19 protein-coding genes, 1 tRNA gene and 2 riboswitches are annotated in these 21894 nt (G+C 71.0%); of the genes, 14 read left to right on the top strand and 6 right to left on the bottom strand.

Features of this window, described 5'->3' with window-relative positions; all coding sequences use genetic code 11:
* Positions 1-29: 29 nt before the first annotated feature.
* Together G6R20_RS12065 and G6R20_RS12070 are read right to left on the bottom strand one after the other, a co-directional pair.
* Positions 30-102: transfer RNA gene (locus G6R20_RS12065), tRNA-Val, on the bottom strand.
* 97 nt (positions 103-199) lie between these two features.
* Positions 200-634 (bottom strand): DUF3052 domain-containing protein, encoded by a 435-nt coding sequence (locus G6R20_RS12070; RefSeq protein WP_096905691.1) that lies wholly within the window; start codon positions 632-634, stop codon positions 200-202.
* A gap of 306 nt (positions 635-940) precedes the next feature.
* On the opposite strand from G6R20_RS12070, the gene aceE reads away from it, so the two are divergent.
* From aceE to G6R20_RS12095, 5 genes are all read left to right on the top strand, one after another.
* Positions 941-3736: a pyruvate dehydrogenase (acetyl-transferring), homodimeric type gene (gene aceE / locus G6R20_RS12075; RefSeq protein ID WP_159148114.1), complete on the top strand. Its 2796-nt coding sequence runs from the start codon at positions 941-943 to the stop codon at positions 3734-3736.
* 5 nt (positions 3737-3741) lie between these two features.
* A complete protein-coding gene (locus tag G6R20_RS12080; RefSeq protein ID WP_163376534.1) occupies positions 3742-4986 on the top strand; it encodes a PucR family transcriptional regulator in 1245 nt (414 codons plus the stop codon).
* A 155-nt stretch (positions 4987-5141) separates the two neighbouring features.
* Positions 5142-6068, top strand: a complete 927-nt coding sequence (locus G6R20_RS12085; RefSeq protein WP_163376535.1) for an ACP S-malonyltransferase — start codon at positions 5142-5144, stop codon at positions 6066-6068.
* A 102-nt stretch (positions 6069-6170) separates the two neighbouring features.
* The gene (gene acpM / locus G6R20_RS12090; RefSeq protein WP_163376536.1) at positions 6171-6422 is read left to right on the top strand and encodes a meromycolate extension acyl carrier protein AcpM; all 252 of its coding nucleotides are present in this window, start codon (positions 6171-6173) and stop codon (positions 6420-6422) included.
* 255 nt (positions 6423-6677) lie between these two features.
* Entirely contained in the window at positions 6678-8114 is a 1437-nt protein-coding gene (locus tag G6R20_RS12095; protein WP_096905695.1) for a carboxyl transferase domain-containing protein, read from the top strand.
* Between the two features lie 218 nt (positions 8115-8332).
* Here the strand turns inward: G6R20_RS12095 and G6R20_RS12100 are convergent, their stop codons facing one another.
* The 4 genes from G6R20_RS12100 to G6R20_RS12115 form a co-directional block, all read right to left on the bottom strand.
* Positions 8333-8842, bottom strand: a complete 510-nt coding sequence (locus G6R20_RS12100) for a DUF3145 domain-containing protein (RefSeq protein WP_159148118.1) — start codon at positions 8840-8842, stop codon at positions 8333-8335.
* A 202-nt stretch (positions 8843-9044) separates the two neighbouring features.
* On the bottom strand, positions 9045-9920 hold the full coding sequence (locus G6R20_RS12105) for a serine hydrolase domain-containing protein (RefSeq protein WP_163376537.1): 876 nt from the start codon (positions 9918-9920) through the stop codon (positions 9045-9047).
* Positions 9921-10033: 113 nt separating this feature from the next.
* Complete coding sequence (locus tag G6R20_RS12110; RefSeq protein ID WP_163376538.1) at positions 10034-11614, bottom strand: hypothetical protein; 1581 nt, start codon at positions 11612-11614, stop codon at positions 10034-10036.
* The gene (locus G6R20_RS12115; RefSeq protein WP_163376539.1) at positions 11611-12564 is read right to left on the bottom strand and encodes an ABC transporter ATP-binding protein; all 954 of its coding nucleotides are present in this window, start codon (positions 12562-12564) and stop codon (positions 11611-11613) included. Before G6R20_RS12115 ends, G6R20_RS12110 begins: the two co-directional genes overlap by 4 nt.
* A gap of 59 nt (positions 12565-12623) precedes the next feature.
* Between G6R20_RS12115 and G6R20_RS12120 the strand changes: the two genes are divergently transcribed.
* From G6R20_RS12120 to G6R20_RS12160, 9 genes are all read left to right on the top strand, one after another.
* Positions 12624-13718 carry an alpha/beta hydrolase gene (locus tag G6R20_RS12120; RefSeq protein ID WP_235027867.1) on the top strand — a complete coding sequence of 365 codons (1095 nt, stop codon included), beginning with the start codon at positions 12624-12626 and terminating at the stop codon, positions 13716-13718.
* Positions 13719-13730: 12 nt separating this feature from the next.
* Positions 13731-13910, top strand: a riboswitch (cobalamin riboswitch).
* Between the two features lie 54 nt (positions 13911-13964).
* On the top strand, positions 13965-15008 hold the full coding sequence (locus tag G6R20_RS12125) for an ABC transporter substrate-binding protein (RefSeq protein WP_159148688.1): 1044 nt from the start codon (positions 13965-13967) through the stop codon (positions 15006-15008).
* Between the two features lie 4 nt (positions 15009-15012).
* Positions 15013-16098: an iron chelate uptake ABC transporter family permease subunit gene (locus tag G6R20_RS12130; RefSeq protein ID WP_163376540.1), complete on the top strand. Its 1086-nt coding sequence runs from the start codon at positions 15013-15015 to the stop codon at positions 16096-16098.
* Complete coding sequence (locus G6R20_RS12135; RefSeq protein WP_154830967.1) at positions 16095-16868, top strand: ABC transporter ATP-binding protein; 774 nt, start codon at positions 16095-16097, stop codon at positions 16866-16868. The genes G6R20_RS12130 and G6R20_RS12135 overlap by 4 nt, the downstream gene beginning before the upstream one ends.
* Complete coding sequence (locus G6R20_RS12140; RefSeq protein WP_163376541.1) at positions 16846-17976, top strand: cobalamin biosynthesis protein; 1131 nt, start codon at positions 16846-16848, stop codon at positions 17974-17976. The genes G6R20_RS12135 and G6R20_RS12140 overlap by 23 nt, the downstream gene beginning before the upstream one ends.
* Positions 17946-18088, top strand: a riboswitch (cobalamin riboswitch). Its footprint overlaps the gene before it by 31 nt.
* Before the next feature lie 120 nt (positions 18089-18208).
* Entirely contained in the window at positions 18209-19207 is a 999-nt protein-coding gene (locus G6R20_RS12145; protein WP_159149076.1) for an ABC transporter substrate-binding protein, read from the top strand.
* A gap of 154 nt (positions 19208-19361) precedes the next feature.
* Positions 19362-20342, top strand: a complete 981-nt coding sequence (locus G6R20_RS12150; protein WP_163376588.1) for an iron ABC transporter permease — start codon at positions 19362-19364, stop codon at positions 20340-20342.
* Complete coding sequence (locus tag G6R20_RS12155; protein WP_119192614.1) at positions 20339-21121, top strand: ABC transporter ATP-binding protein; 783 nt, start codon at positions 20339-20341, stop codon at positions 21119-21121. The genes G6R20_RS12150 and G6R20_RS12155 overlap by 4 nt, the downstream gene beginning before the upstream one ends.
* Positions 21114-21872, top strand: a complete 759-nt coding sequence (locus tag G6R20_RS12160) for a (2Fe-2S)-binding protein (RefSeq protein ID WP_119192613.1) — start codon at positions 21114-21116, stop codon at positions 21870-21872. The genes G6R20_RS12155 and G6R20_RS12160 overlap by 8 nt, the downstream gene beginning before the upstream one ends.
* Positions 21873-21894: the final 22 nt, after the last annotated feature.

Here is a 21894-nt window from a genome sequence, read left to right on the forward strand (position 1 = left end):
GGTTGTCATCGGTCGGTCTTCATCATCGGTGCGCGCGGAGGGAATCGAACCCCCGACCGCTGGTGTGTAAGACCAGAGCTCTAACCGCTGAGCTACGCGCGCGTGCGCACCGACGCGTCGATCGCGCCGGTGCGGTCAGATTATCCCACCCGGGACAGCGCCCCACCCCGGGGCGCACGAGGGGTCCGGGGTGCCGCGATCACTTGCGGGGCATGCTGTTCTTCCGCAGGGCGAGCCGGCTTCCGGCCCAGTCCCCGAGCGCGGCGGTGCGCGTCTGCAGCATCCCCGCGGTCTGGGCGGACTCCGCGATCACTGCGGGCACCACATGCCCGTCGAGCCCTGTCTTGGGGGTGAGGACCCACACCGAGCCGTCGTCCGCCAGGGGGGTCATGACGTCCATGAGTCGGTCGACCAGGTCGCCGTCACCGTCCCTCCACCAGAGCAGTACCGCGTCGACCACCTCATCGGTGTCCTCCTCCAGCAGCTCTGATCCGACGGCGTCCTCGACGGCCTCGCTGATCGACTCGTCACAGTCGGAATCCCATCCGACCTCCTGAACGAGCATGCCCTCCGTCAGTTCGAGCTGACCAGCTACCTGGTCCGCTCCGTCCTGCTGGTTCGCCGCGGCGACCACCGTGGTGTTCCTCCCTCTACTCCGTCGTGCTACTTCTCGGGTCTTTCGCTGACCAGGAACACTACCCGCGCACACCCGCCGGGGAAACGACTACCGCCCATTTGGCGGTGTGTCGGCTCAGGCGACGGTGTCGCGCGTCACGCTTTGGGGCACAATCGGAACCGGTGGGCCTACGGTGGCCCGCCCCGAGCCCGACGCGATCCGCCCACACCTGCGGGCCGCGGCCCGGGCCCGACGATGTACCACGACATGTGGTGGCCCCACCGGGCGTCCACGGTACGAATCACAGAAGTGAGGACGATACGCATGAGCGGAAACGAAGGCCCACGGGACGGGACCGCACCCACCAACGTGCCGATTCTCCGGGAAGGGGTCGCCTCCTACCTGGCGGACTCCGACCCCGAGGAGACCCAGGAGTGGATGGACTCGCTCGACGGCCTGCTCGCCGAGGCCGGGCCCGAGCGCGCCCGTTACCTCATGCTGCGTCTCCTCGAGCGGGCCTCCAAGCAGCGTGTTCCGCTGCCCGCCCTCACGTCCACCGACTATGTCAACACCATCCCCACGAGTCTCGAGCCGGAGTTCCCCGGCGACGAGGCGGTGGAGCGGACCTACCGTCGATGGATCCGGTGGAACGCCGCCATCATGGTCCACCGCGCCCAGCGGCCCGGGATCGGCGTGGGCGGTCACATCTCCACCTACGCCGGGGCGGCCCCGCTCTACGAGGTGGGGTACAACCATTTCTTCCGCGGCAAGGACCATCCCGGCGGCGGCGACCACATCTACTTCCAGGGCCACGCCTCCCCGGGCATGTACGCCCGGGCCTACCTCGAGGGCCGGTTGCGGGAGCAGGACCTCGACGGGTTCCGGCAGGAGAAGAGCCATCCGGGGCGTTCACTCCCCTCCTACCCCCACCCCCGCTCGCTGCCCGAGTTCTGGGAGTTCCCCACGGTCTCGATGGGTCTGGGGCCGATCAACGCCATCTACCAGGCACGGTTCAACCGCTACCTCCACAACCGCGGCATCAAGGACACGTCGCAGCAGCACGTGTGGGCGTTCCTCGGTGATGGTGAGATGGACGAGGTCGAGTCGCGCGGCGCGCTGCAGATCGCCGCGAACGACGCCCTCGACAACCTCACCTTCGTCATCAACTGCAACCTCCAGCGTCTCGACGGGCCGGTCCGAGGGAACGGCCAGATCGTCCAGGAGCTGGAGTCGTACTTCAGCGGCGCCGGCTGGAACGTCATCAAGGTGGTCTGGGGTCGCGAATGGGACGCCCTGTTCGACAAGGACACCGAGGGCGCGCTCGTCTCGCTGATGAACTCGGTCTCCGACGGCGACTACCAGACCTTCCGCGCCAACGACGGCGCCTGGATCCGCGAGCACTTCTTCGGCCGCGACCCCCGCACCGCCAAGCTCGTCGAGGATATGACGGACGACGAGATCTGGGCGCTGCGCCGCGGCGGGCACGACTACCGCAAGATCCACGCCGCGTACAAGGCGTCGCTCGAGCACACCGGCCGGCCGACGGTCATCCTGGCCCACACCATCAAGGGCTTCGGACTGGGCCAGAACTTCGAGGGCCGCAACGCGACCCACCAGATGAAGAAGCTGACGCTCGACGACCTCAAACTGTTCCGCGACAAGCAGCAGATCCCCATCACCGACGAGGAGCTGGAGGCCGATCCGACCCAGCCGCCCTACTACAACCCGGGGCCGAACTCGCCGGAGATCCGCTACATGCTGGACCGCAGGTCCGCCCTCGGCGGGCACGTCCCCGAGCGGCGCCAGACCTTCACCCCCCTGGCCGTGCCGGGCATCGACGCCCTGAAGTCACTCCGCAAGGGGTCGGGTAAGCAGGCCGTCGCCACCACCATGGCGCTCGTGCGGACGGCCAAGGAGCTCATGCGCGACGAGTCCCTGCGCGACCGTTTCGTGCCGATCATCCCCGACGAGGCCCGCACCTTCGGCATGGACTCGTGGTTCCCCACCCTGAAGATCTACAACCCGCACGGGCAGAACTACACCTCGGTCGACCACGACCTCATGCTGAGCTACAAGGAGGCCAAGGACGGCCAGATCATGCACGAGGGCATCAGCGAGGCGGGGTCCGTCGCCGAGTTCACCGCCGCCGGGACCGCGTACGCGACCCACGGCCAGCCGATGATCCCTCTGTACATCTTCTATTCCATGTTCGGGTTCCAGCGCACCGGCGACGGCATCTGGGCCGCCGCCGACCAGCTCGCCCGCGGCTTCCTGCTGGGCGCCACCGCCGGCCGCACCACGCTCACCGGCGAGGGCCTGCAGCACATGGACGGCCACTCCCCGCTGTTGGCCGCGACCAACCCGGGGATCATCTCCTACGACCCGGCGTGGGCGTACGAGGTCGCCCACATCATGCGCGCGGGCATCGAGCGCATGTACGGCCCCGGCGCGGCCAACGAGACCGAGACCGACGGCATCGACCGCAACGTGTCGTACTACATCACCCTGTACAACGAGCCCGTTCCGCAGCCGGCGGAGCCCGGGGACCTGGACGTCGACGCCCTCCTGCGCGGTCTGTACCGCTTCCGCGCGGCGGAGGCCGGGAGCCACAAGGCCTCCATCCTCGCGTCCGGCGTGGCGATGTATGCGGCGGTCGAGGCGCAGAAGATGCTCGCCGACAAGTGGGACGTCGCGGCCGACCTGTGGTCGGCGACCTCGTGGACGGAGCTCGCCCGTGACGGGTTCGAGTGCGAACGCCACGAGCTCCGCCACCCCGATCAGCAGCCGCGCATCCCGTTCGTCACCGCGGCACTGGCGTCGGCCGAGGGGCCGAAGGTCGCGGTGAGCGACTTCCAGAAGGCGGTTCCGGACCAGATCCGCGCCTGGGTCCCCGGGGACTTCACCGTCCTCGGATGTGACGGCTTCGGGTTCTCCGACACCCGGCCCGCCGCCCGCCGCTTCTTCAACACGGACGCCGAATCGATCGTCGTGGCCGTCCTCGCGGGCCTGGCCCGCGAGGGGACCATCGACAAGACCACCCTGCTCGAAGCGGCGCGTCTGTACCGGATCGACGACGTCATGGCCGCCCCCGAGCCGACGACGGACCCCGGAGTGGCGTGACAGACATGGCCGACCCCGGGACCGGGGAGAGGGACGCACAACCCGTCCGGCGACGCTCCGCGACGCCGCCGGACGATCGTCCCGTCTCCGATGCCCTGCTCAAGCGCATCACCCGGTACTCGGGGACCCTGTCGACCGAGGCGGTCCGCGCGTTGGAACAGGATCTGGCGTTCTTCGCCGAGTTGTCCGCCGACCAGCGGGCCGAGATCCAGCTGATCATCCAGAGCGCGGTGCGCGACTTCGTCACCTGGATGCGCAACCCCGAGGCTCCGCACACGGACACCATCGCGGGGTTCAAGTTGCTCCCCAAGGGGCTCGGCCAGGGGCTGACCCTGCAGCAGACGGTCCAGCTCGTCCGGTCGACGTGTGAGTACTTCGAGCTGGTGATGCCCCGGATCACCCACAACGAGCGCCAACGCGGACTCATGATCACCGCGGTGCTCAAGTTCGGCCGTGAACTCGGCTTCACCGCGGCGGCGGTCTACGCCGCCGCCGCGGAGAACCGGGGAGCCTGGGATACCCGGATGGAGGCGATGCTGGTCGACGCCGTGGTCCGCGGCGATCGTCATGCCGACCTCGCCTCCGGGGCCTCGGCCCTGAACTGGGACCCCACCACTGCGGCGACGGTGATCGTCGGCAGGCCCCGTGAAGAACTGGGACTGGCGTCGGTGCCCGCCGCCCACAAAGCCGCGGTCGCGGCCGGCCGGCACGCACTGGCCGTGGTTCAGGGCGCGCGCCTCGTCGTCATCCTCTCCGGGGAGCTCGAGTCCTCCTCCGCGGTCCCGGCCGAAGTCCTCGACTCTTTCTCACCCGACGCGCCGGTCGTCGTCGGGCACACGGTGAGCTCCCTCGCCGAGGCCCCGGACAGCGCGACCGAGGCGCTCTCCGGCGTGGCGGCGGTCTGTGGCTGGCCCGGCGCCCCCCGACCGGTCGCGGCGATCGATCTCCTGCCCGAGCGGGTCCTCGCCGGCGACCTGGGCGCGGCGACGATGTTGGTCGACCGGGTCGTCACACCGCTGAGGGGCGCAGACACCTCGGTCGAGAACACCCTCCGGGCCTATCTGGACTCCGGTGGGCACGTCGAGGCGTGTGCCCGCGAGTTGTACGTCCATCCCAACACCGTGCGATACCGCCTCAAGAGAGTGAGTCAAATCACCAAATTCGATCCACTTAACGCGAGGGACGCTTTTGTCCTGAGAATCGCCCTCGTCCTCGGGAAGTTCGCCGACCGAAGCACTCAGGAGTCGTAATCAATCACTCCCGTAACAGGGTGTAACGAAACCGAACCGTCCGGAGATGGACGACCAGCCAGCTCGCCATTTGTGGGAAGCGCACAAAATCCTGGCTGTGTTTCTGGCTTGGGGAACATCATCCTAAGAGGGGCCGGGCGTGTTCTCTGATACCCGTGCTTTGCCTTACTGCCCCTGGACAAGGGTCTCAGAAAGCCGGGATGCTCGCGCCCTGGCTCGAGTTGCCCGGTGCCTCGGACCGTCTCGACGAGTGGTCCGCATCGAGCGGACTCGACCTCGAGCGTCTCGGCACGACTGCGACCCTGCAGGAAATCACCGACACCGCGGTGACCCAACCGCTCGTCGTCGCCTCGGCCCTGCTCGGTGCCGCCGAGTTGCGCCGGCGCGGCCAGGTGCCCTGCGACACGATGGTGGCCGGCCACTCGATCGGCGAGATCGCCGCGCTGGCGATCGCCGGGGTGGTGTCGGAAGCCGACGCCCTGAGTCTGGCGTCCGTCCGCGGTGCCGCGATGTCCCGGGCGTGTGCCGAGCGCCCCACCGGCATGATCGCGGTGCTGGGCGGGGTCGAGGCCGATGTCCTGCTGTCGCTGGACACCGCCGGGCTGCAGCCGGCCAACCGTAACGGCGCGGGCCAGATCGTGGCCGCCGGCCCGCTCGAGGCCTGCGACGCCCTGGAGCAGAATCCGCCGAGCCGGGCGCGACTGCGCCGGCTGGAGGTCGCCGGGGCGTTCCACACCCACCACATGGCCTCAGCCGTCGACGAGGTCCGCGACCTGGCCGACACGATCGAGGTCAACGACCCGGAGCTGACGCTGGTCTCCAACGCCGACGGCATGGTCGTCACCTCCGGTCGCGACGCCCTCGACAGGGTCGTCTCCCAGATCACCCATCCCGTCCGGTGGGACCTCTGCACGCAGACGATGCTCAAGTTGGGCGTCGACGCGTTCATCGAGCTGCCGCCCTCCGGCTCACTCGTCGGGTTGGCCAAGCGCATGATGCGTGACGTTCCCCGCTACGGCGTGACCACCCCCGAGGACCTCGAACTGGCCCTCGAGTCGGTCCCCACACTCAGCGGCGCCTGACCGCTCCTCCCACCCCCGATCGTCGGCCCCGGCCGGCGATCGCGACCAGACCATCCGTCGCGCCCGCCGGGCACGGCACCACCCATCAGAAAGGGACACCACATGGCACGCACCGAGGCCGAGATGATCGCAGGACTGGCGGAGATCGTCGAGGAGGTCACCGGGATCGAACCCTCCGAGGTGACCCCGGAGAAGTCCTTCGTCGACGATCTCGACATCGATTCGCTCTCCATGGTGGAGATCGCCGTGCAGACTGAGGACCGCTACGGGGTGGAGATCCCCGACGAGGACCTCGCCAAGTTGCGTACTGTTCAGGATGCGGTCGACTACATCCAGAAGCTCGACCAGAGCTGACATCCGGCCCCGTGTGCCGGGGCGGGGACGCAGTCAGGGCCGAAGGTGCGGTCGGTGCACCACGTCGAGCCCGCGTCCCCTCCCCCACACAGGGCCCAGCAATGATCACCCCGCTCACCGCGGGGTGCCGGGCGAGAGGTCCGGACCGGGACGGGGGTCCCGATCCGAACGCCGATCGCCCACAAGCCAGTCCGGGGGTCCATCGCAGGCGCGCTCTCCCTTCCAGGGACACGCGCCGAGGAAAGGACTGCACATATGACCATCACCAGCCCTGTTGACCAGAACACCCAGATCGACCCTCGAGATCCCGTCGTCCGGCTCGAGAACCTCTTCGACCCGGCTTCGCTCGAGTTCATCACCGAGCCCGACGCCTCCGGCGCCATGGCCGCGCGCGGCCTGATCGACGGCGAACCCACCATCGCGTACGCGACGGACGCCACCGTGATGGGTGGTGCCATGGGCCTGGACGGGTGCCGGCACATCGTGCGTGCCATCGACGTGGCGATCGACGAGCATCTGCCCGTCGTCGGCGTCTGGCACTCGGGTGGGGCGCGACTCGCGGAGGGCGTCGAGGCGCTGCACGCGGTCGGCCTCGTATTCGAGGCCATGGTCCGCGCATCGGGCCACGTGCCCCAGATCTCCGTCGTGCTCGGGCCCGCCGCCGGCGGCGCCGCCTACGGCCCCGCGCTGACCGACGTCGTCATCATGGCGCCGGCCGGCAAGATCTTCGTCACCGGTCCCGACGTGGTCCGCTCAGTCACCGGCGAGCAGGTCGACATGGAGGGCCTGGGCGGCCAGGACGTGCACCACCGCAAGTCGGGGGTGTGCCACATTGCCGCGACCGACGAGCGTGATGCCCTGCACCGGGCGCGTCGTCTCGTGACCCTGCTGTCCGCGCAGGGTGAGTTCGACCCGCGTGCCCTCGAGGGCGATCACACCGATCTTGCGGGCCTGCTCCCCGACTCACCGAAGCGCGCGTATGACGTCCGTCCTCTCGTCCACGGGTTGCTCGACTCCTCGGAGCTCGACGGCAGCACCACCTTCGAGGAGCTGCAGGCCAAGTGGGCCCCCAGCATCGTGGTGGGCTTCGGCCGGATGTCCGGCCGCACCGTGGGTGTCATCGCCAACAATCCGCTGCGGTTGGGCGGTTGCCTCAACTCGGAGTCCGCGGAGAAGGCCTCACGGTTCGTCCGGCTCTGCAACGCCTTCGGCGTGCCGCTGGTCGTGATCGTGGACGTCCCCGGTTACCTGCCCGGCGTCTCGCAGGAGTGGGACGGCGTGGTGCGCCGCGGCGCCAAGCTGCTGCACGCGTTCGCCGAGGCCTCGGTCGCCCGGGTCACGCTCGTCACCCGCAAGATCTACGGCGGTGCCTACATCGCGATGAACTCGCGCGCTCTCGGAGCCTCCGCCGTGTTCGCCTGGCCCGACGCCGAGGTCGCGGTGATGGGCGCCAAGGCCGCCGTCGGCATCCTCCACAAGCGCACCCTCGCGGCGGCACCCGAGGACGAGCGGGAGGCCCTGCACGACCGTCTGGCCGATGAGCACGCGGCCATCGCCGGTGGCGTGGGGCGCGCGGTCTCCATCGGTGTGGTCGACGAGGTCATCGAGCCCACCGACACCCGCCGACGCATCGCCGAGGCGCTGGACGCGGCCGCGCACACCCGCGGCCAGCACAAGAACATCCCGCTGTGACCTGACCCCGGCCGGAGCACTTTCGGCAGATCCGCACCCGACGACTGCGCCCCCTCCCCGATCTGACGGGAGGGGGCGCAGTCGTGTCCCGGGACGACGCGGTGGCCACCCGCAGCCGGTGCCGGGTGCCGCCAGCGTGTCGCGCACACGAGTCAGCGCCCGCCCCGAGAACTGGGGCGGGCGCTGTCCGGAGTGCGGGAGTGCGGTGGTGCGGTGGGTCAGCCGACCCGGGAGAGCCAGGTGACCTCGGCGGCGGCCGGGTGGCCGCGCAGCGGTTCGAGGGCGCGGTCCCAGGCGGCGCCGAGCTCGTCCTCCACCGCGGCATGGAAGGCGGCGGGTCCGGCCTTCATGAGATGCCGGAGCCGGTTCTCGCTGAGCACCACGTCGCCACTGGCGCCCGTCTGCCCCCGCCACATCCCGAGTTCGGGCGTGTGGGAGAAGCGTTCGCCGTCGACGAGGTCGCTCGGGTCCTCGGTGACCTCGAAAGACAGCATCGACCACTTGGCCAGCGAATCGGCCAGACGCGCGCCGGTGCCGACCGGGCCGATCCAGTCGACGATCGCTTTGCGAGCGCCCGGCTGGGCCGGCTGGTCCTCCCAGCGCATGGCTGAGTTGGCGTCGAGCGTGGCTGCGAGAGCCCACTCGACGTGAGGGCATAACGCGGTAGGCGCGGCATGGATGAACACCACGCCGGTCGTCGTATCCGCGAGATAGTTATGGTCAGACATCACTTCACTCCCGACTCACTGAGGGACGTCTTCCCCAACGACCTCACGAAATCGTGTGAATGATGTTGCTTCTGTTGTTTGTAGTTAACACTGTGCCTGAAGTGATTGAATTACACCAGCGACACTTCTCGACTCTCAGCAAAGTTACAGCACGGTGATTCCCGCGCCCGGCACGAGTGCGGGCGTGTCGCGGGTGGCGGACTCACCCCCCGAGCGAGTCCTCTTCGCGCGAACGCCGGGTTGCCGCGTCGACCACCTTGTCGGACAACTCGGGCCACAGCGGCTTGGCCCAGTCCCCGAAGTCGCGGTCGGTGAGCACGATCAGCGCGGTGGACAGTTCCGGCTGCACCCACAGGAACGTCCCGGACTGCCCGAAGTGCCCGAAGGTCGCGGGCGAATTGTGCTGCCCGGTCCAGTGGGGGTGCTTGGCGTCGCGGAGTTCGAAGCCCAGCCCCCACGAGCACGGCTTCTGCATGCCGTACCCGGGCACGATCCCGTCGAGGCCGCGGAACTGTTCGGTCACGGCCTCCTCGAGGGTCTCCGGCGCGAGCAGACGCGGGGCCACGAGTTCACGGGCGAACGCCATGAGGTCGGCCAGGCTGGCGGAGGCCCCGTGCCCGGCCGAGCCCTCGAGTGTCGTGGAGGTCATCCTGAGCGGCTGGCACACCGCCTCGTGGAGGTAGTCGCCGAACGCGATCCCGGTGGCGTCGGCGATGTGGTCGGCCAGCACCTCGAACCCGGCCGAGGAGTAGATCCGCCGCTCCCCCGGGCCGGTGCGAATATTGTCGCGGTCGGCGAAGTCCAGTCCCGAGGCGTGGGCGAGCAGGTGTCGGACCGTGGACCCCTCGGGCCCTGCGGGGTCGTCGAGGGTGATGGCCTCCTCCTCGACCGCTAGGAGCGCGGCCATCGCGACGAGGGGCTTGGTCACCGAGGCCAGACGGTATACGCGGGTGTCGTCACCATGGACCGCGAGTGCGCCGTCGGGGCCGACCACCGCGGCCGAGACGGTGTCCACCGGCCAGTCCGCGACCACCGACAGTGCGGTGGAGAGCCTGTCTCGATCGAACTCGTCCGACATCGGTTCCTCCCTGGTTAGCGTGCGACCGGCGGCGCCGGTGGACGTGTCGGCCTCCGCCGGTGAGGCGTGGCGGCCGTGCCAGCCAGTCTGTCAGGTCCGGTCGGACGCCGCGGTCAGGTCCGCGGCACGTCGCGGCGCCGGAAGCCGGCCAGCCCCACGGCGATCAGCACGACCGTCACCGTGAGGAGCACGGTCACGCCGACCGCGTTGACGGGGCCGACGGGCGCGGTGCCCACCGCGCCGAACGGGGACAGCCGCATCTGGTCCTCGCTGAGCCGGAGTGTGGGTCCCATGAGGGTCACGACGACGGCGAGGACGAATGGCGCCCAGGCCAGGACCTGCAGTCGTGGGGATACGCCGAACAGTCCGATCGAGATCGCGACAAACACGAGGGCGGCGGGGATGTACCACGCCCCGGCGCCGATGATGCGTCCCGCCAGGTCCGGGTCGTCGAGCACGGCGGCCCCGGCGATCCCGAACGCGGCGGCGCCGGCGAGGACCACGACGACGGTGCCGACGGTGACGACCGCGGTGTGGGCGGCGAGCCACGACCACCGCGAACGCCCCGTGGACAGTTCCATCTCGAGTCGCCCGGCGGTCTCCTCGCCGCGCAACCCGGTCAGGGTCTGCAACGCGAACCCGGCCCCGAGGAATCCGCTGAACGCCACCAGCATCTGCACGATGGAGTCGACCACGGTGCCCGAATCGCCGAGGAACACGGCGAGGTCGGGGTTGGACATCATCGTCTCGGCCACCACGTTCATCAGCGCGCCGTACATGGCCATCAGTGCCACCACGCCGATCGTCCAGCCCGTCAGCGCGCCCAGGTGCTGGTGTACGGCGGTCCCGGTCCGGGACGCCCGCCACCGGGACGCGGTGGCGGGGCCGGTCCGGGCCGGGACCATCCCCTGGCCCACGTCGCGGCGCGCGGCGAGCCACAGCGCGGCCGCGGCGAGCCCGGCCGCGGCGACGACGGCGACGAACAGGGGCACCACGGAGGACTCGCCGAACGGCCGGGTCAGGCCGTGCCAGCCCAGCGGCGAGGCCCAGCTCAACCAGTTGCGGTTGACGTCGCCGATCCCGCGGGTGATCAGGGTCAGTCCGGCCACGGACATCGCCGCCGCCCACACGGTCCGGCTGTGGGCGAACACCTGCGCGAGGACGGCGGTGCCGGCCGCGTACACCCAGCCGGCGGCGACGATGGAGGCCACGTACAGCGCCGCGCCCGCGCGGTCGAGGTCGACGGTGAGGGTCGCCGCCCACAGCGCAAGGCCGAGGACGGTGAAGACCCCGACGACGACGACGAGGGCGGCCGCCGTCGGGGCGAGCCGGCCGACCCGGCCCGCCAGGAGCAGTTCGGACCGTCCGGACTCCTCCTCCTTGCGGGTGGCGCGCGCGGTCAGGGCGATCGCCATGACGGGGATGCCGAAGGCGACCATGAACGAGTACTCGTTCATCATCACGCCGCCGAGGGTGTCGAGCCCGGCCACCCGGCCGGTGAGCATGATCATCGACTCGCCGACCGAGGCGCCGTACGTGGCGAGTTCCTGCGGGGTGTCGTAGAGGGCTGCGATCGACAGCCCGGTGACGAGGTACAGCGCGGCCAGGCCGAGGACCCAGGCGGCCGCGGCCCGCCACCCGGTGCGCAGGGCGATGCGTGCCAGCAGGCCGGTGCCGGCGAACGGCGAGGTCATCGCCGGTCCCCTGTCCGCTCCTCGCCCCCGGTGGCCGCACCGGCACCGGAGTAGGCGTTGAGGAACAGGTCGTCCAGGCTGGGGGGGCTCGCGGTGAGCGTGTGGATGCCGGCCGCGTGAAGGAGGCCGGTGACCTCGCCGAGCCTAGGGGCCGGCACGTGGCAGCGGACCTCGAACCGACCGTCGGCGGCCTTCTCGATCCGCAGGCCGTCGACCCCCGTCACGCGCCCGAGTGAACCCGGATCGGCGTCGGTGACGGCGTGGACCTCGGTCGTCGTGTGACGCCGCAGATCGGCCAGCGTCCCCGAGGTGACGGTGCGGCCGTCGCGGATGATGCTCACGCGGTCGGCGAGGGTCTCGACCTCGCCCATGATGTGGCTGGACAGCAGCACGGTGGCGCCGCCATCGACGGCCTCGCGGACGCACTCCTGGAACGTCTGCTCCATGAGCGGGTCCAGGCCGGACGTGGGCTCGTCCAGCACGAGCAGTTCGGCGTCGGAGGCCAGCGCGGCGATCAGCGACACCTTCTGTCGGTTGCCCTTGGAGTAGTCACGTGTGCGTTTGGTCGGGTCCAACCGGAAACGTTCGATCAGCTCGTCCCGACGGCCCGGGTCCAGTCCCCCGAGCGCCCGGCCGAGCAGGTCGATGCACTGGCCGCCCGTCAGCCGCGGCCACAGGGTCACCTCGCCGGGGACGTAGGCGAGCCGGGCGTGGAGTTCGACCGCGTCGCGCCACGGGTCGCCGCCGAACACCGTCGCCCGCCCGGAGTCGGCGCGCATGAGCCCGAGCAGGATCCGGATGGTGGTGGACTTGCCCGACCCGTTGGGTCCGAGGAACCCGTGGACCTCGCCGCGGCGCACGTCCAGGTCCAGCTCATCCAGGGCCCGGGCGCGGCCGAAGGTCTTGACCAGGCCCTCGACCCGCACCACGCTCTCGTGTTCTGAACGCATGATCAGCTCCTTCGTCCGATTACCCCGATCATCCCAGGGATCTGCGTCACAATGTGGCCATGCGCTCTCCCATGTCCGGCCACCGAGTCTTTTCCCCGTCGATCCCGGATCGCCTGACCAAAGCCGTCATGACCGCTGCCGGGTGCCTGCCCGGCCCGCTACTCCGACTCGTGGGCGGGACCCCGCGACGGATGGACGGCCAGGTCCTCGACCCGCACTTCCAGGCCGGGCTCCGGGTCATCTCGATGACGTCCGAGGGCGAATACGAGGATCTGACCGTCGAGAAGGCACGTTCGGCCGTCGAGCGGTCGGCGTTCACCGTCTCGGGGAAGAAGATCGACCTCGCCGTCGTCACCGACATCGTCCTCCCGCTCGGCGGCACCGACCCGGACCGGGCCGACCTGCCCGCGCGCCTGTACTCGCCGGTCCACGGTGACGAGACGCTGCCCGCACTGGTGTTCTTCCACGGCGGCGGCTGGGTGCTCGGCAGCGTCGACTCGCACGACGCGACCTGCCGCTACATCGCCAAGACGGGCCGGCTCAAGGTGATCAGCGTGGACTACCGGCTGGCACCCGAGTTCCGGTTCCCCACCGCGGTCGAGGACGCGATCGCCGCGTTCCGGTACGTCCGCGACCACGCCGACGAACTCGGCGTGGACCCGACGCGCATCGCGGTGGGCGGTGACAGCGCCGGTGGCAACCTGGCGGCGGTGGTCTGCCAGCAGACGCGCGACGCCGGAGAGAAGATGCCGGACTTCCAACTGCTGTTCGTCCCCGCCACCAACATGTCCGCGCGGACCCGCTCGTACGAGCTGTTCGGCGACGGCTTCTTCCTCACCCGGGCCAACATGGACTGGTACGAGGAGACCTACATCCGGTCCGACGAGGACCGGCTTGACCCCCGCGCCTCCCCCCTGCTTGCGGAGGACTTCTCGGGACTGCCGCCCGCCCACGTGGCCACGGGCGGGTTCGACCCGCTGCGCGACGAGGGCGAGGCCTACGCCCGGAAGATGGCCGATGCCGGTGTCCCGGTCTCGCTGCGCCGCCACGAGACACTGGTCCACCCGTTCGTCAACGCCGTCGGGGCCACCCCGCTCGCGCGCTCGGCGCTGTCCGAGGCGGTGGGCGCGATGCGGATGGGGCTGGCGTACTGACCCTGGAGCGCGTGTTACCTTGTGATCGCCAGCGAGACCGATCGGTCGCGGGAATCCGGTGCGAATCCGGAGCTGACGCGCAGCGGTGAGGGTGATGGCGGGGCACGGTGCCACTGGGCCGCACGGTCTGGGAAGGCGCTTCCGTCCAGGTGATCCCGAGTCCGAATACCGGCTGGCCCTCGCGGTGACAACCGCCAGGTCATCACCGGGCTTCGCGTTCCAGGCCCGCGACCTCGGAGCACACCCATGCGTTCGTCCACCCTGGTCGCCCTCGCCGGCGTCACCCTTCTCACCCTGACCTCCTGCACCGCCCACGACCCGGCCGCGATCGCCGGCCCGGGCACCGATCCGATCGAGAACTGCGGGGAGCAGGTGCAGCTCGACGCCCCGCCCGAACGGGTCGTCTCGCTCAACCAGGGCTCCACCGAGATCCTGTACGCCCTCGGCCTCGGCGACCGGATGGTCGGCACCGCCACCTGGACAGACCCGGTCCTACCCGAGTTCTCCGAGGTGAACAGGTCTGTCCCCCGCCTGGCCGACAACGCGCCGTCGATGGAGGCCGTCCTGGACGTGGAGCCGGACTTCGTCACCGCCTCCTTCGGCAGCACCCTCGGCGAGGGCGGGGTCGCCGCCCGCGAGCAGTTCCACGAACTCGGCGTGGGTACGTACCTCTCCCCCACCGACTGTGTGGGCAAGGTCGCCGACTCCGGGGACGGCGTCCGCGAGACCCCACTGACCCCGGACCTGCTCTACCGCGAGATCACCGAGCTCGCGACGATCTTCGACGTGGAGCAGGCCGGTGACGAGCTGGTGGCGGACCTGCAGCGCCGGCTCGACGAGGCCGTCGAGAGCGTCGACGCCCGCGGGATCTCCGCGATGTACTGGTTCGCCAACTCCGAGTCCCCGTACCTGGCCGGCTGCTGCGGTGCCCCCGGCCTCATCTCGACCACCCTGGGCCTGGAGAACGTCTTCGACGACACCACCCAGGAGTGGCCGCAGATCAGCTGGGAGGTCGTGGCCGAGCGCGACCCGGACGTGATCGTCGTGGGCGACCTGACCCGCAAGAGCCAGACCGCCGAGACCGCGGGGGCCAAGATCGCCTACCTCGAGTCCAACCCCGTCACCCGGGAGATGGCGGCGGTCCGGGAGAAGCGGTTCATCGACATCACCGGTGCCGAGATGAACCCGTCGCTGCGCACGATCTACGGGGTGGAGACCGTCGCGGCGGGGCTCACCGAGCTGGGACTCGCCGAGCCGGGCCCGGTCGGCGCCCCGGACCCGGCCAACTGACCCGATGACCCTCGCACCCGAGAGGACCACCGCCCCGGTGGTCCCGGCGCCACCGCGCCGGCGGCCGGCTCTGCGGCGACCGTCCGCACTGGTCACCCTATGGCTCGGTGGCCTGGGGCTGCTGGCGGTGTCGACGGCGCTCGTCATCACCATCGGCCCGTCCGGACTCACCGCCACCGACGTCGTCCAGTCCGCCCTGGCCCGCCTCACCGGTTCCGACTCCGGGCTCACGCGGATCCAGGAGGGGATCATCTGGAACCTGCGGCTTCCGCGCACCCTCATGGCGGCCCTGGCCGGGGCGGGGCTCGCATTGTGCGGCGTCATCCTGCAGTCGCTGCTGCGCAACCCCCTGGCCGACCCGTACATCCTCGGCATCTCCTCCGGCGCCTCGACCGGGGCGGTCCTCGTGGTGGTGCTCGGGGTCGGCGCGGGCGCGGTCGGGCTCACCACGGGGGCGTTCGTCGGAGCGCTCGCCGCGTTCGGCTTCGTCCTGGTCCTGGCCTTCGCGTCCGGCGGCACCACCGACCGGGTGGTGCTGGCGGGGGTCGCGGCGACTCAGCTGTTCTCCGCGGTGACCTCGTTCGTCGTCTACATCGCCGCCGACGCCGAGCAGACCCGCGGCGTGCTGTTCTGGCTGCTGGGCTCGCTGGCGTCCGTCCGCTGGTCGGACGTGGCGGTGTGCGGCGTCGTGGTCCTGCTCGGGCTGGTGGCGTGCCTGCTGCACACCTCCAGCCTCGACGCGTTCACCTTCGGCCAGGACGCCGCGGCCGCCCTCGGCGTCAACGTGGCCCGCACGCGGCTGGTGCTCATGGTGGTGACGGCGCTCGTCACGGCCGTCATCGTGAGCACCTGCGGGGCGATCGGCTTCGTGGGTCTGGTGCTGCCGCACGCCGCGCGGGCCCTGGTCGGGGGCCGGCACCGGGTCCTCGTCCCGACCGCGGCGCTGATGGGCGCCGTGTTCGTCGTGTGGATCGACGCCGTCTCCCGCACCGTGATCGCGCCCCAGGAGTTGCCGATCGGGGTGGCGACCGCACTCATCGGCGTCCCGGCCTTCGTCGGGCTCCTCCTGCGACGGGGACACGGCCGATGACCGCCGCCCCGTCGACGCTCGAGGCGCGCTGTGTCTCGTGGTCCGTGCGCGGCCGGACCATCCTCGACGACGTCACCGTAGCTCCCGCCCCCGGCACGATGGTCGGGGTGCTGGGGCCGAACGGGTCCGGCAAGTCGACGCTCCTGCGCATCCTGACGGGCCTGCTCCGGCCCGATACCGGATCGGTGCACCTCGACGGCACGGACATCCGGTCGATCCCCCGCAAACGCCTGTCCCGGCGCGTGGCCCTGGTGGCGCAGGAGGCGACCACCGACCAGAACCCCACGGTCCGGGAGGTCATCGAACTCGGCCGCATCCCCCATCGCGCGGCCTGGTCGGGTCCGGGTCCCGGGGACGACGGGGTGGTGCGGCGCGCGGCGGCCACGACCGGCCTCGGCGACCGCCTGGACCAGCGGTACGCGACGCTGTCCGGCGGCGAGCGGCAGCGGGTGCAGATCGCGCGGGCCCTGGCCCAGGAACCCGGTGTACTGGTCCTCGACGAGCCGACCAACCACCTCGACATCCGCCACCAGCTCGACCTGCTGGCCCTGGTCCGCGCCACGGACACCACGGTGATCGCGGCCCTGCACGATCTCACCCTGGCGGCCACGTTCTGCGACCATCTGATCGTGTTGTCCGGTGGGCGACTCGTGACCGGCGGCGCGCCCCACGAGGTGCTCACCGCCGACCTGATCCGGGAGGTGTACGGAGTGGAGGCCGAGGTGACCCATGACGGGCGGGGGGCGCATGTCCGCTATCTCGCGCGCTGACCCGCGTGCGCGTCGCGGGGGCCGCGGGGGCCGCGGGGGCCGCCGGAACGCCTCCGCCGCCCGCGCGGCGGGCATCGCGGCGGGGTTCGCCCTCGATCGCCTCGTCGGCGACCCACGACGGTTCCACCCCGTCGCGGGCTTCGGCCTTGTCGCGCGCGCCGTGGAGTCGCGACTCCTGCGGCCCGGCCGGACGGCCAACGCCCAGAGGGCGGCGGGCCTGCTGTTCACCGGCGTCCTCGTGGGGAGCACCGCCGCTGCGGTGACGGCCGTCGGACGTCTCGCCGGACGGAACCGCGTCGCGGCAGTGGCGTGGGACGCGGCCGTGGTGTGGTCGTGCCTGGGCGGGTCCTCGTTGCTCGCGGTTGCGCGGCGGCAGGGTGACCTTCTCGTCCGGGGCGATCACGCGGGTTCCCGGGACCTGTTGCCGTGGTTGTGCGGACGGGATCCGGCCGCGCTCGGCCCGGAGGATCTCGCGCGAGCGGTCGTCGAGTCGGTCGCGGAGAACACCTCCGATGCGGCGGTGGCGACGCTGTTCTGGGCCGCGGTGGCGGGTTCGCCCGGCGCCGCCGTCCACCGCGCGGCCAACACGCTCGACGCGATGGTGGGTCACCGTTCGGAGCGGTACCGCCACTTCGGCACCGCTGCGGCGCGGCTCGACGACGTGCTGGGGTTCCTGCCGGCCCGGGTGGCCGGCGCGCTCGGGGTGGTCTGCGCCCCGACCGTGGGCGGGAGTCCCGCCGGGGCCCTGCGGGCGTGGCTCCGTGATGCGCGGGCGCACCCGAGCCCGAACGCCGGGGTCGTCGAGGCCGTGTGCGCGGGCGCGCTCGGGGTCAGGCTCGGCGGGCCCACGCCGTACCCGTACGGCGTGGAGGACCGGGCGGTCCTCGGTGACGGCCGGTCGGTCCGGGCCGACGACATCCGCCGCGCGGTTCTGCTGCACGACCGCGTCCAGCTGGCCACCGCCGCGATGGCCGTGCTGGGTGTGGTCGTGCGTCGCGCCGTCCTCGGGCGTCGCCGGGCCACGAAGCGCGGGTGGTCGGCTCCGCCGAGCCGGGGTACCTGCACCGCACGCGGACGCGGTGTGCCTATCCTGAGGGCGTACTGCTGACATCCGGAACGAGCAGGGGAAGACCGGTGGGAATCCGGCGCTGACCCGCAACGGTGTGTGGCCACTTTCGTGTCCGCGAGCCCGATTACCTGCCCGGATGTTCGCGACTCCGAGTACATCGCCGAGGTCTGCGATCCGGGGTCCTGTCAGGTGACGTGGTGTCGTCGTCGACTCCTACCCTCCTGCGGGTCTCACGTGTCGTCGACCGCACGACACGATCCGAGGACTGATCATGTTCCGTCGCCACCCCAGAATCACGCTCGCCACCCTCCTCGTCGCGGGGGTCGCCCTCACCGGCTGCTCCCGCGGCGAGGCGCTCGCGGAAGGCGGCCCGGTCGAGTCGTTCGCCGACCCTGTGACCGTCACCAACTGTGAGCGCGAGACCACCTACACCGCTGCGCCCCGGCGCATCATCTCGATGAATGACCACGTCACCGAGACCCTCATCCAGATGGGGGCCGGCGACCGGATCGTCGGCATGGGCTACGGCGAGCAGGACGATGTCCTGCCGGAGGTCGCCGAGCAGTTCGAGGCCATTCCGTCCCTCTCGGAGGAGTACCCCACCTGGGAGCAGATCGTGGACCTCGAGCCGGACCTCGTGGTGGCCGGGATGCGCAGCGCCTTCGACGACAAGGAAGGCCGCAGCCGCGACGCCCTCGAGGCCGCGGGGATCAACACCTTCCTGTTCTCCGAGTACTGCGGAGAAGGCTTCGGTGACCTGTCGATGCTCGAGACCGACTTCTCCCAGCTCGGCCGGATCCTCGACGTCGAGCCGGGGGCACGGGACCTCACGGACCGGATCTCCGCCGAGATGAGGGAGGTCCGAGAGACGCTCGATGCGTCGGGTGCCACCGGCACCCCCACGTTCTTCTACGACGGCGGCGAATCAGAACCGACGACGATCGGCGGCGTGGGCATCGGACAACTGATCGGCGAGTACGCGGGCGCGGACAACATCTTCTCCGAGGGCGACCGCCCCTATCTCACGTCCACATGGGAGATCCTGGGCGAGCGTCAGCCCGAGGCGATCGTGGTACTCGACTACGGCGCCACCAGCGCGGAGGACAAGATCGCCTACCTGCGCGCGCAGCCCATCATGTCCACGACGCCGGCAATCCGTGAGAACCGCATCGTGGTGGTCCCGCTGTCCGACTTCTTCGAGAGCTCGCGGATGACGACCTCCACCGAGACCATCGCCCGTGAGCTGCACCCGCACGCGTTCGGGCAGTGACATGACGACCGTCGCCGAGAACACCGGCGGGCGCGTTGACCGCGCCGGCACGGGCATCGATCCCCGCCCCGGCTCCGGGCGCATCGCCGATGCCCCGCCCACCGGGCGGCGGTCGCTGTGGCTCATCTGCCTCCCGCTCGTGGCGGTGCTCGCGATGACGATCGCGGCCGGGGTCTCCCTGGGCTCGGTGTCCATCCCGATCGGGGACGTGTGGGCGATCGTCGCGCACCGACTGGCGCCGGGGGTCTTCGACCCGTGGTGGACCGACGCCCGCGAGGCGATCGTCCTCGAGTCGCGACTGCCCCGGGCGCTCATGGCGGCGGCCGTGGGCGCGTCGCTGGCCGTGGCGGGTGGCGTCGCCCAGGCGGTCACCCGCAATCCGCTCGCCGACCCGTATCTGCTCGGTGTCTCCTCGGGCGCGGGCTTCGGCGTCGTGGTGCTCACGGTCCTCGGCGTGGGCGCCGGGATGTGGGGCGTGTTCACCCTGCCGATCGCGGCGTTCCTCGGCGCGCTGCTCCCGCTGGCGGGCGTCGTCCTGGTGGCCCGCCGCGCCCATGATACGACCGCCATCGTGCTGGTCGGGGCGGCCATGACGATGGTGTTCGGTGCGCTCAACACGTTCACGTTGCTGGTCCTCGGCGACGACCATCAACTCGGTACCGTCATGCGCTGGCTGGCGGGCGGGTTCGGTGACGCCGGGTGGACCATGCTGTGGGCGCCCGTGGCTATCCTCGCCGTCGCCGGCACGGTGGTGATGCTGTGCAGCCGCCACCTCGACCTGCTTCTCACCGGTGACGACGGCGCCACCGCGATGGGCGTCAACGTCCCGCGCTTCCGGGTGCTCATGCTGCTGCTCGTCTCGTTGCTCACCGCGGGCGCGGTGGCGGTCTCCGGGACGATCGGCTTCATCGGCCTGCTCATCCCCCACCTCGCGGGGCTCTTCACGGGCCGCACGGCGGCGCGCCTGCTTCCCGCGGCGGCGCTGCTCGGCGCCGTCGCGTTGGTGCTGGCCGACCTCGCCGCCCGCGCGGTGAGCGAGGGCACCGAGCTGCCGGTGGGCGTGGTGACCGGCGTCGTGGGCGGCCCGGTGTTCCTGCTCATGCTGTGGCACCGCTACGGGAAGGCGTCGCGATGAGCACCCTCTCCGCGCACGGCGTCTCCGCCCGGCTCGGCGGTCGACGGATCCTCCACGGTGTCGACCTCACGGTCGCGCCCGGCCGGGTCACCGCACTCGTCGGCCCGAACGGCAGCGGCAAGACGACGCTGCTGCGCACCTGCTACCGCGCCCTGCCGGTGTCGGCCGGGATGGTCTCGGTGGACGGAGCGGACGTCTCCTCGCTGCGTCGCCGCACGCTGGCCCGCGCGGTGGGGGCCAGTACGCAGGAACCGGTCTCGTTGGGCGGCATCACGGTCCGCGAATCGGTTCGCCTGGGCCGGACGGTCACACGGGGACTTCTCGAGCCCTTCGGCGCCGACGACTCGGCGGTCGTGGAGGATGTCCTCGCCCGGGTCGGGCTGACCGAGCTGGCCGAGCGAGACGTGGTGGCATTGTCCGGCGGCGAGAAGCAACGCGTGTCGATCGCGCGCACCCTCGCCCAGCGGCCCGAGGTGCTCCTGCTGGACGAGCCGACCAATCACCTCGACCTGCACCAGCAATTGTCGGTTCTCCTCCTGCTCCGCGAGTTGGCGGCCGACGGGCTGGCGGTGCTGCTCACGATCCACGATCTGCGGATGGCCACCGAGTACTGCGATGTCATCGCGGTCCTGCACCGCGGTCACCTTGTCGCGACCGGCGCGCCGGAGGAGGTCCTGGACGCCGCGGTACTGCGGGAGGTGTTCGGGGTGCGTGGCGAGGTGCGGGCGGGGCCGGACGGCCGCCGCACGCTCGACGTGGCGGGGCTCGCCGATGAGTGACGGGACCGTGGGTGACGACGGCGACGACGACGAGCTCCGCGCCCCCGAGACCGTGACAGCCGCGTACTCGGGCGTCTCGGACCTCCTCGGCGACTTCGTCCGCACCATCGAACACGGCCCGGAGGTCCTGCCCGGATCGGTGCTGACGGACCCGCGGTGGCTGGCCCGGCGGGTGGAGAACACCGGCCGGCGCTGGAACCATGGCGATCCGCGGGTGAATGGCACGCTGTGGTGGTACTCGGCCAGTTCGACGCTGGTGGCCGCGCCGCTGGTCATGCTGCTCGCGATCGGCCGCGCGCCCGATCCCCGACCGCAGCGGCTCTCCGTCTCGCTGCAGCCGAACGGCTATCTCCACTCGGCGCTGTCGGAACACCTCCTGCCGTCGACCGCGGCCTACGCCGACGCGCTGCTGGAGGCCCACGGCGAGGTGATCGCCGCCCTCGCGGAGGTCTCGGGCGCGGCACCGCGGGCGCTGTGGGCGATCGCGACCGACTCCATCGCGAACCGCGCGCTCGAGGCGGGCCGCGCGGCGGGCGACCCGAACCGCGGCTCCGAGCTCGCACACGCCGTGTGCCGCCCGCCGTTGCTACCGGCTCGGTACACCGATGTGGAGGGCCCCGAGCGGACGCGCCGGTTCGTCCGCCGCAGCTCCTGCTGCCTCATCTATCTGGCCACCGACGGCGGCACGTGCGCGAGCTGCCCGCGCCGTGCCCCGGAGGACCACCGAGCCGAGCTCGTCCGTCGGCCATAGTTTCGCGATCCGCGCATCCGCG

Source organism: Dietzia sp. Alg238-R159 (assembly GCF_900537145.1).
Classification (GTDB): Bacteria; Actinomycetota; Actinomycetes; order Mycobacteriales; family Mycobacteriaceae; genus Dietzia; species Dietzia kunjamensis.

What these genes read in the sequence shown, in the direction of transcription:
- aceE (WP_159148114.1), top strand. Translation starts at nt 941, where the DNA reads ATGAGCGGAAACGAAGGCCCACGGGACGGGACCGCACCCACCAACGTG.
- G6R20_RS12080 (WP_163376534.1), top strand. Translation starts at nt 3,742, where the DNA reads ATGGCCGACCCCGGGACCGGGGAGAGGGACGCACAACCCGTCCGGCGA.
- acpM (WP_163376536.1), top strand. Translation starts at nt 6,171, where the DNA reads ATGGCACGCACCGAGGCCGAGATGATCGCAGGACTGGCGGAGATCGTC.
- G6R20_RS12095 (WP_096905695.1), top strand. Translation starts at nt 6,678, where the DNA reads ATGACCATCACCAGCCCTGTTGACCAGAACACCCAGATCGACCCTCGA.
- G6R20_RS12100 (WP_159148118.1), bottom strand. Translation starts at nt 8,842, where the DNA reads ATGTCTGACCATAACTATCTCGCGGATACGACGACCGGCGTGGTGTTC.
- G6R20_RS12105 (WP_163376537.1), bottom strand. Translation starts at nt 9,920, where the DNA reads ATGTCGGACGAGTTCGATCGAGACAGGCTCTCCACCGCACTGTCGGTG.
- G6R20_RS12110 (WP_163376538.1), bottom strand. Translation starts at nt 11,614, where the DNA reads ATGACCTCGCCGTTCGCCGGCACCGGCCTGCTGGCACGCATCGCCCTG.
- G6R20_RS12115 (WP_163376539.1), bottom strand. Translation starts at nt 12,564, where the DNA reads ATGCGTTCAGAACACGAGAGCGTGGTGCGGGTCGAGGGCCTGGTCAAG.
- G6R20_RS12120 (WP_235027867.1), top strand. Translation starts at nt 12,624, where the DNA reads ATGCGCTCTCCCATGTCCGGCCACCGAGTCTTTTCCCCGTCGATCCCG.
- G6R20_RS12125 (WP_159148688.1), top strand. Translation starts at nt 13,965, where the DNA reads ATGCGTTCGTCCACCCTGGTCGCCCTCGCCGGCGTCACCCTTCTCACC.
- G6R20_RS12130 (WP_163376540.1), top strand. Translation starts at nt 15,013, where the DNA reads ATGACCCTCGCACCCGAGAGGACCACCGCCCCGGTGGTCCCGGCGCCA.
- G6R20_RS12135 (WP_154830967.1), top strand. Translation starts at nt 16,095, where the DNA reads ATGACCGCCGCCCCGTCGACGCTCGAGGCGCGCTGTGTCTCGTGGTCC.
- G6R20_RS12140 (WP_163376541.1), top strand. Translation starts at nt 16,846, where the DNA reads ATGTCCGCTATCTCGCGCGCTGACCCGCGTGCGCGTCGCGGGGGCCGC.
- G6R20_RS12145 (WP_159149076.1), top strand. Translation starts at nt 18,209, where the DNA reads ATGTTCCGTCGCCACCCCAGAATCACGCTCGCCACCCTCCTCGTCGCG.
- G6R20_RS12150 (WP_163376588.1), top strand. Translation starts at nt 19,362, where the DNA reads ATGACGATCGCGGCCGGGGTCTCCCTGGGCTCGGTGTCCATCCCGATC.
- G6R20_RS12155 (WP_119192614.1), top strand. Translation starts at nt 20,339, where the DNA reads ATGAGCACCCTCTCCGCGCACGGCGTCTCCGCCCGGCTCGGCGGTCGA.
- G6R20_RS12160 (WP_119192613.1), top strand. Translation starts at nt 21,114, where the DNA reads ATGAGTGACGGGACCGTGGGTGACGACGGCGACGACGACGAGCTCCGC.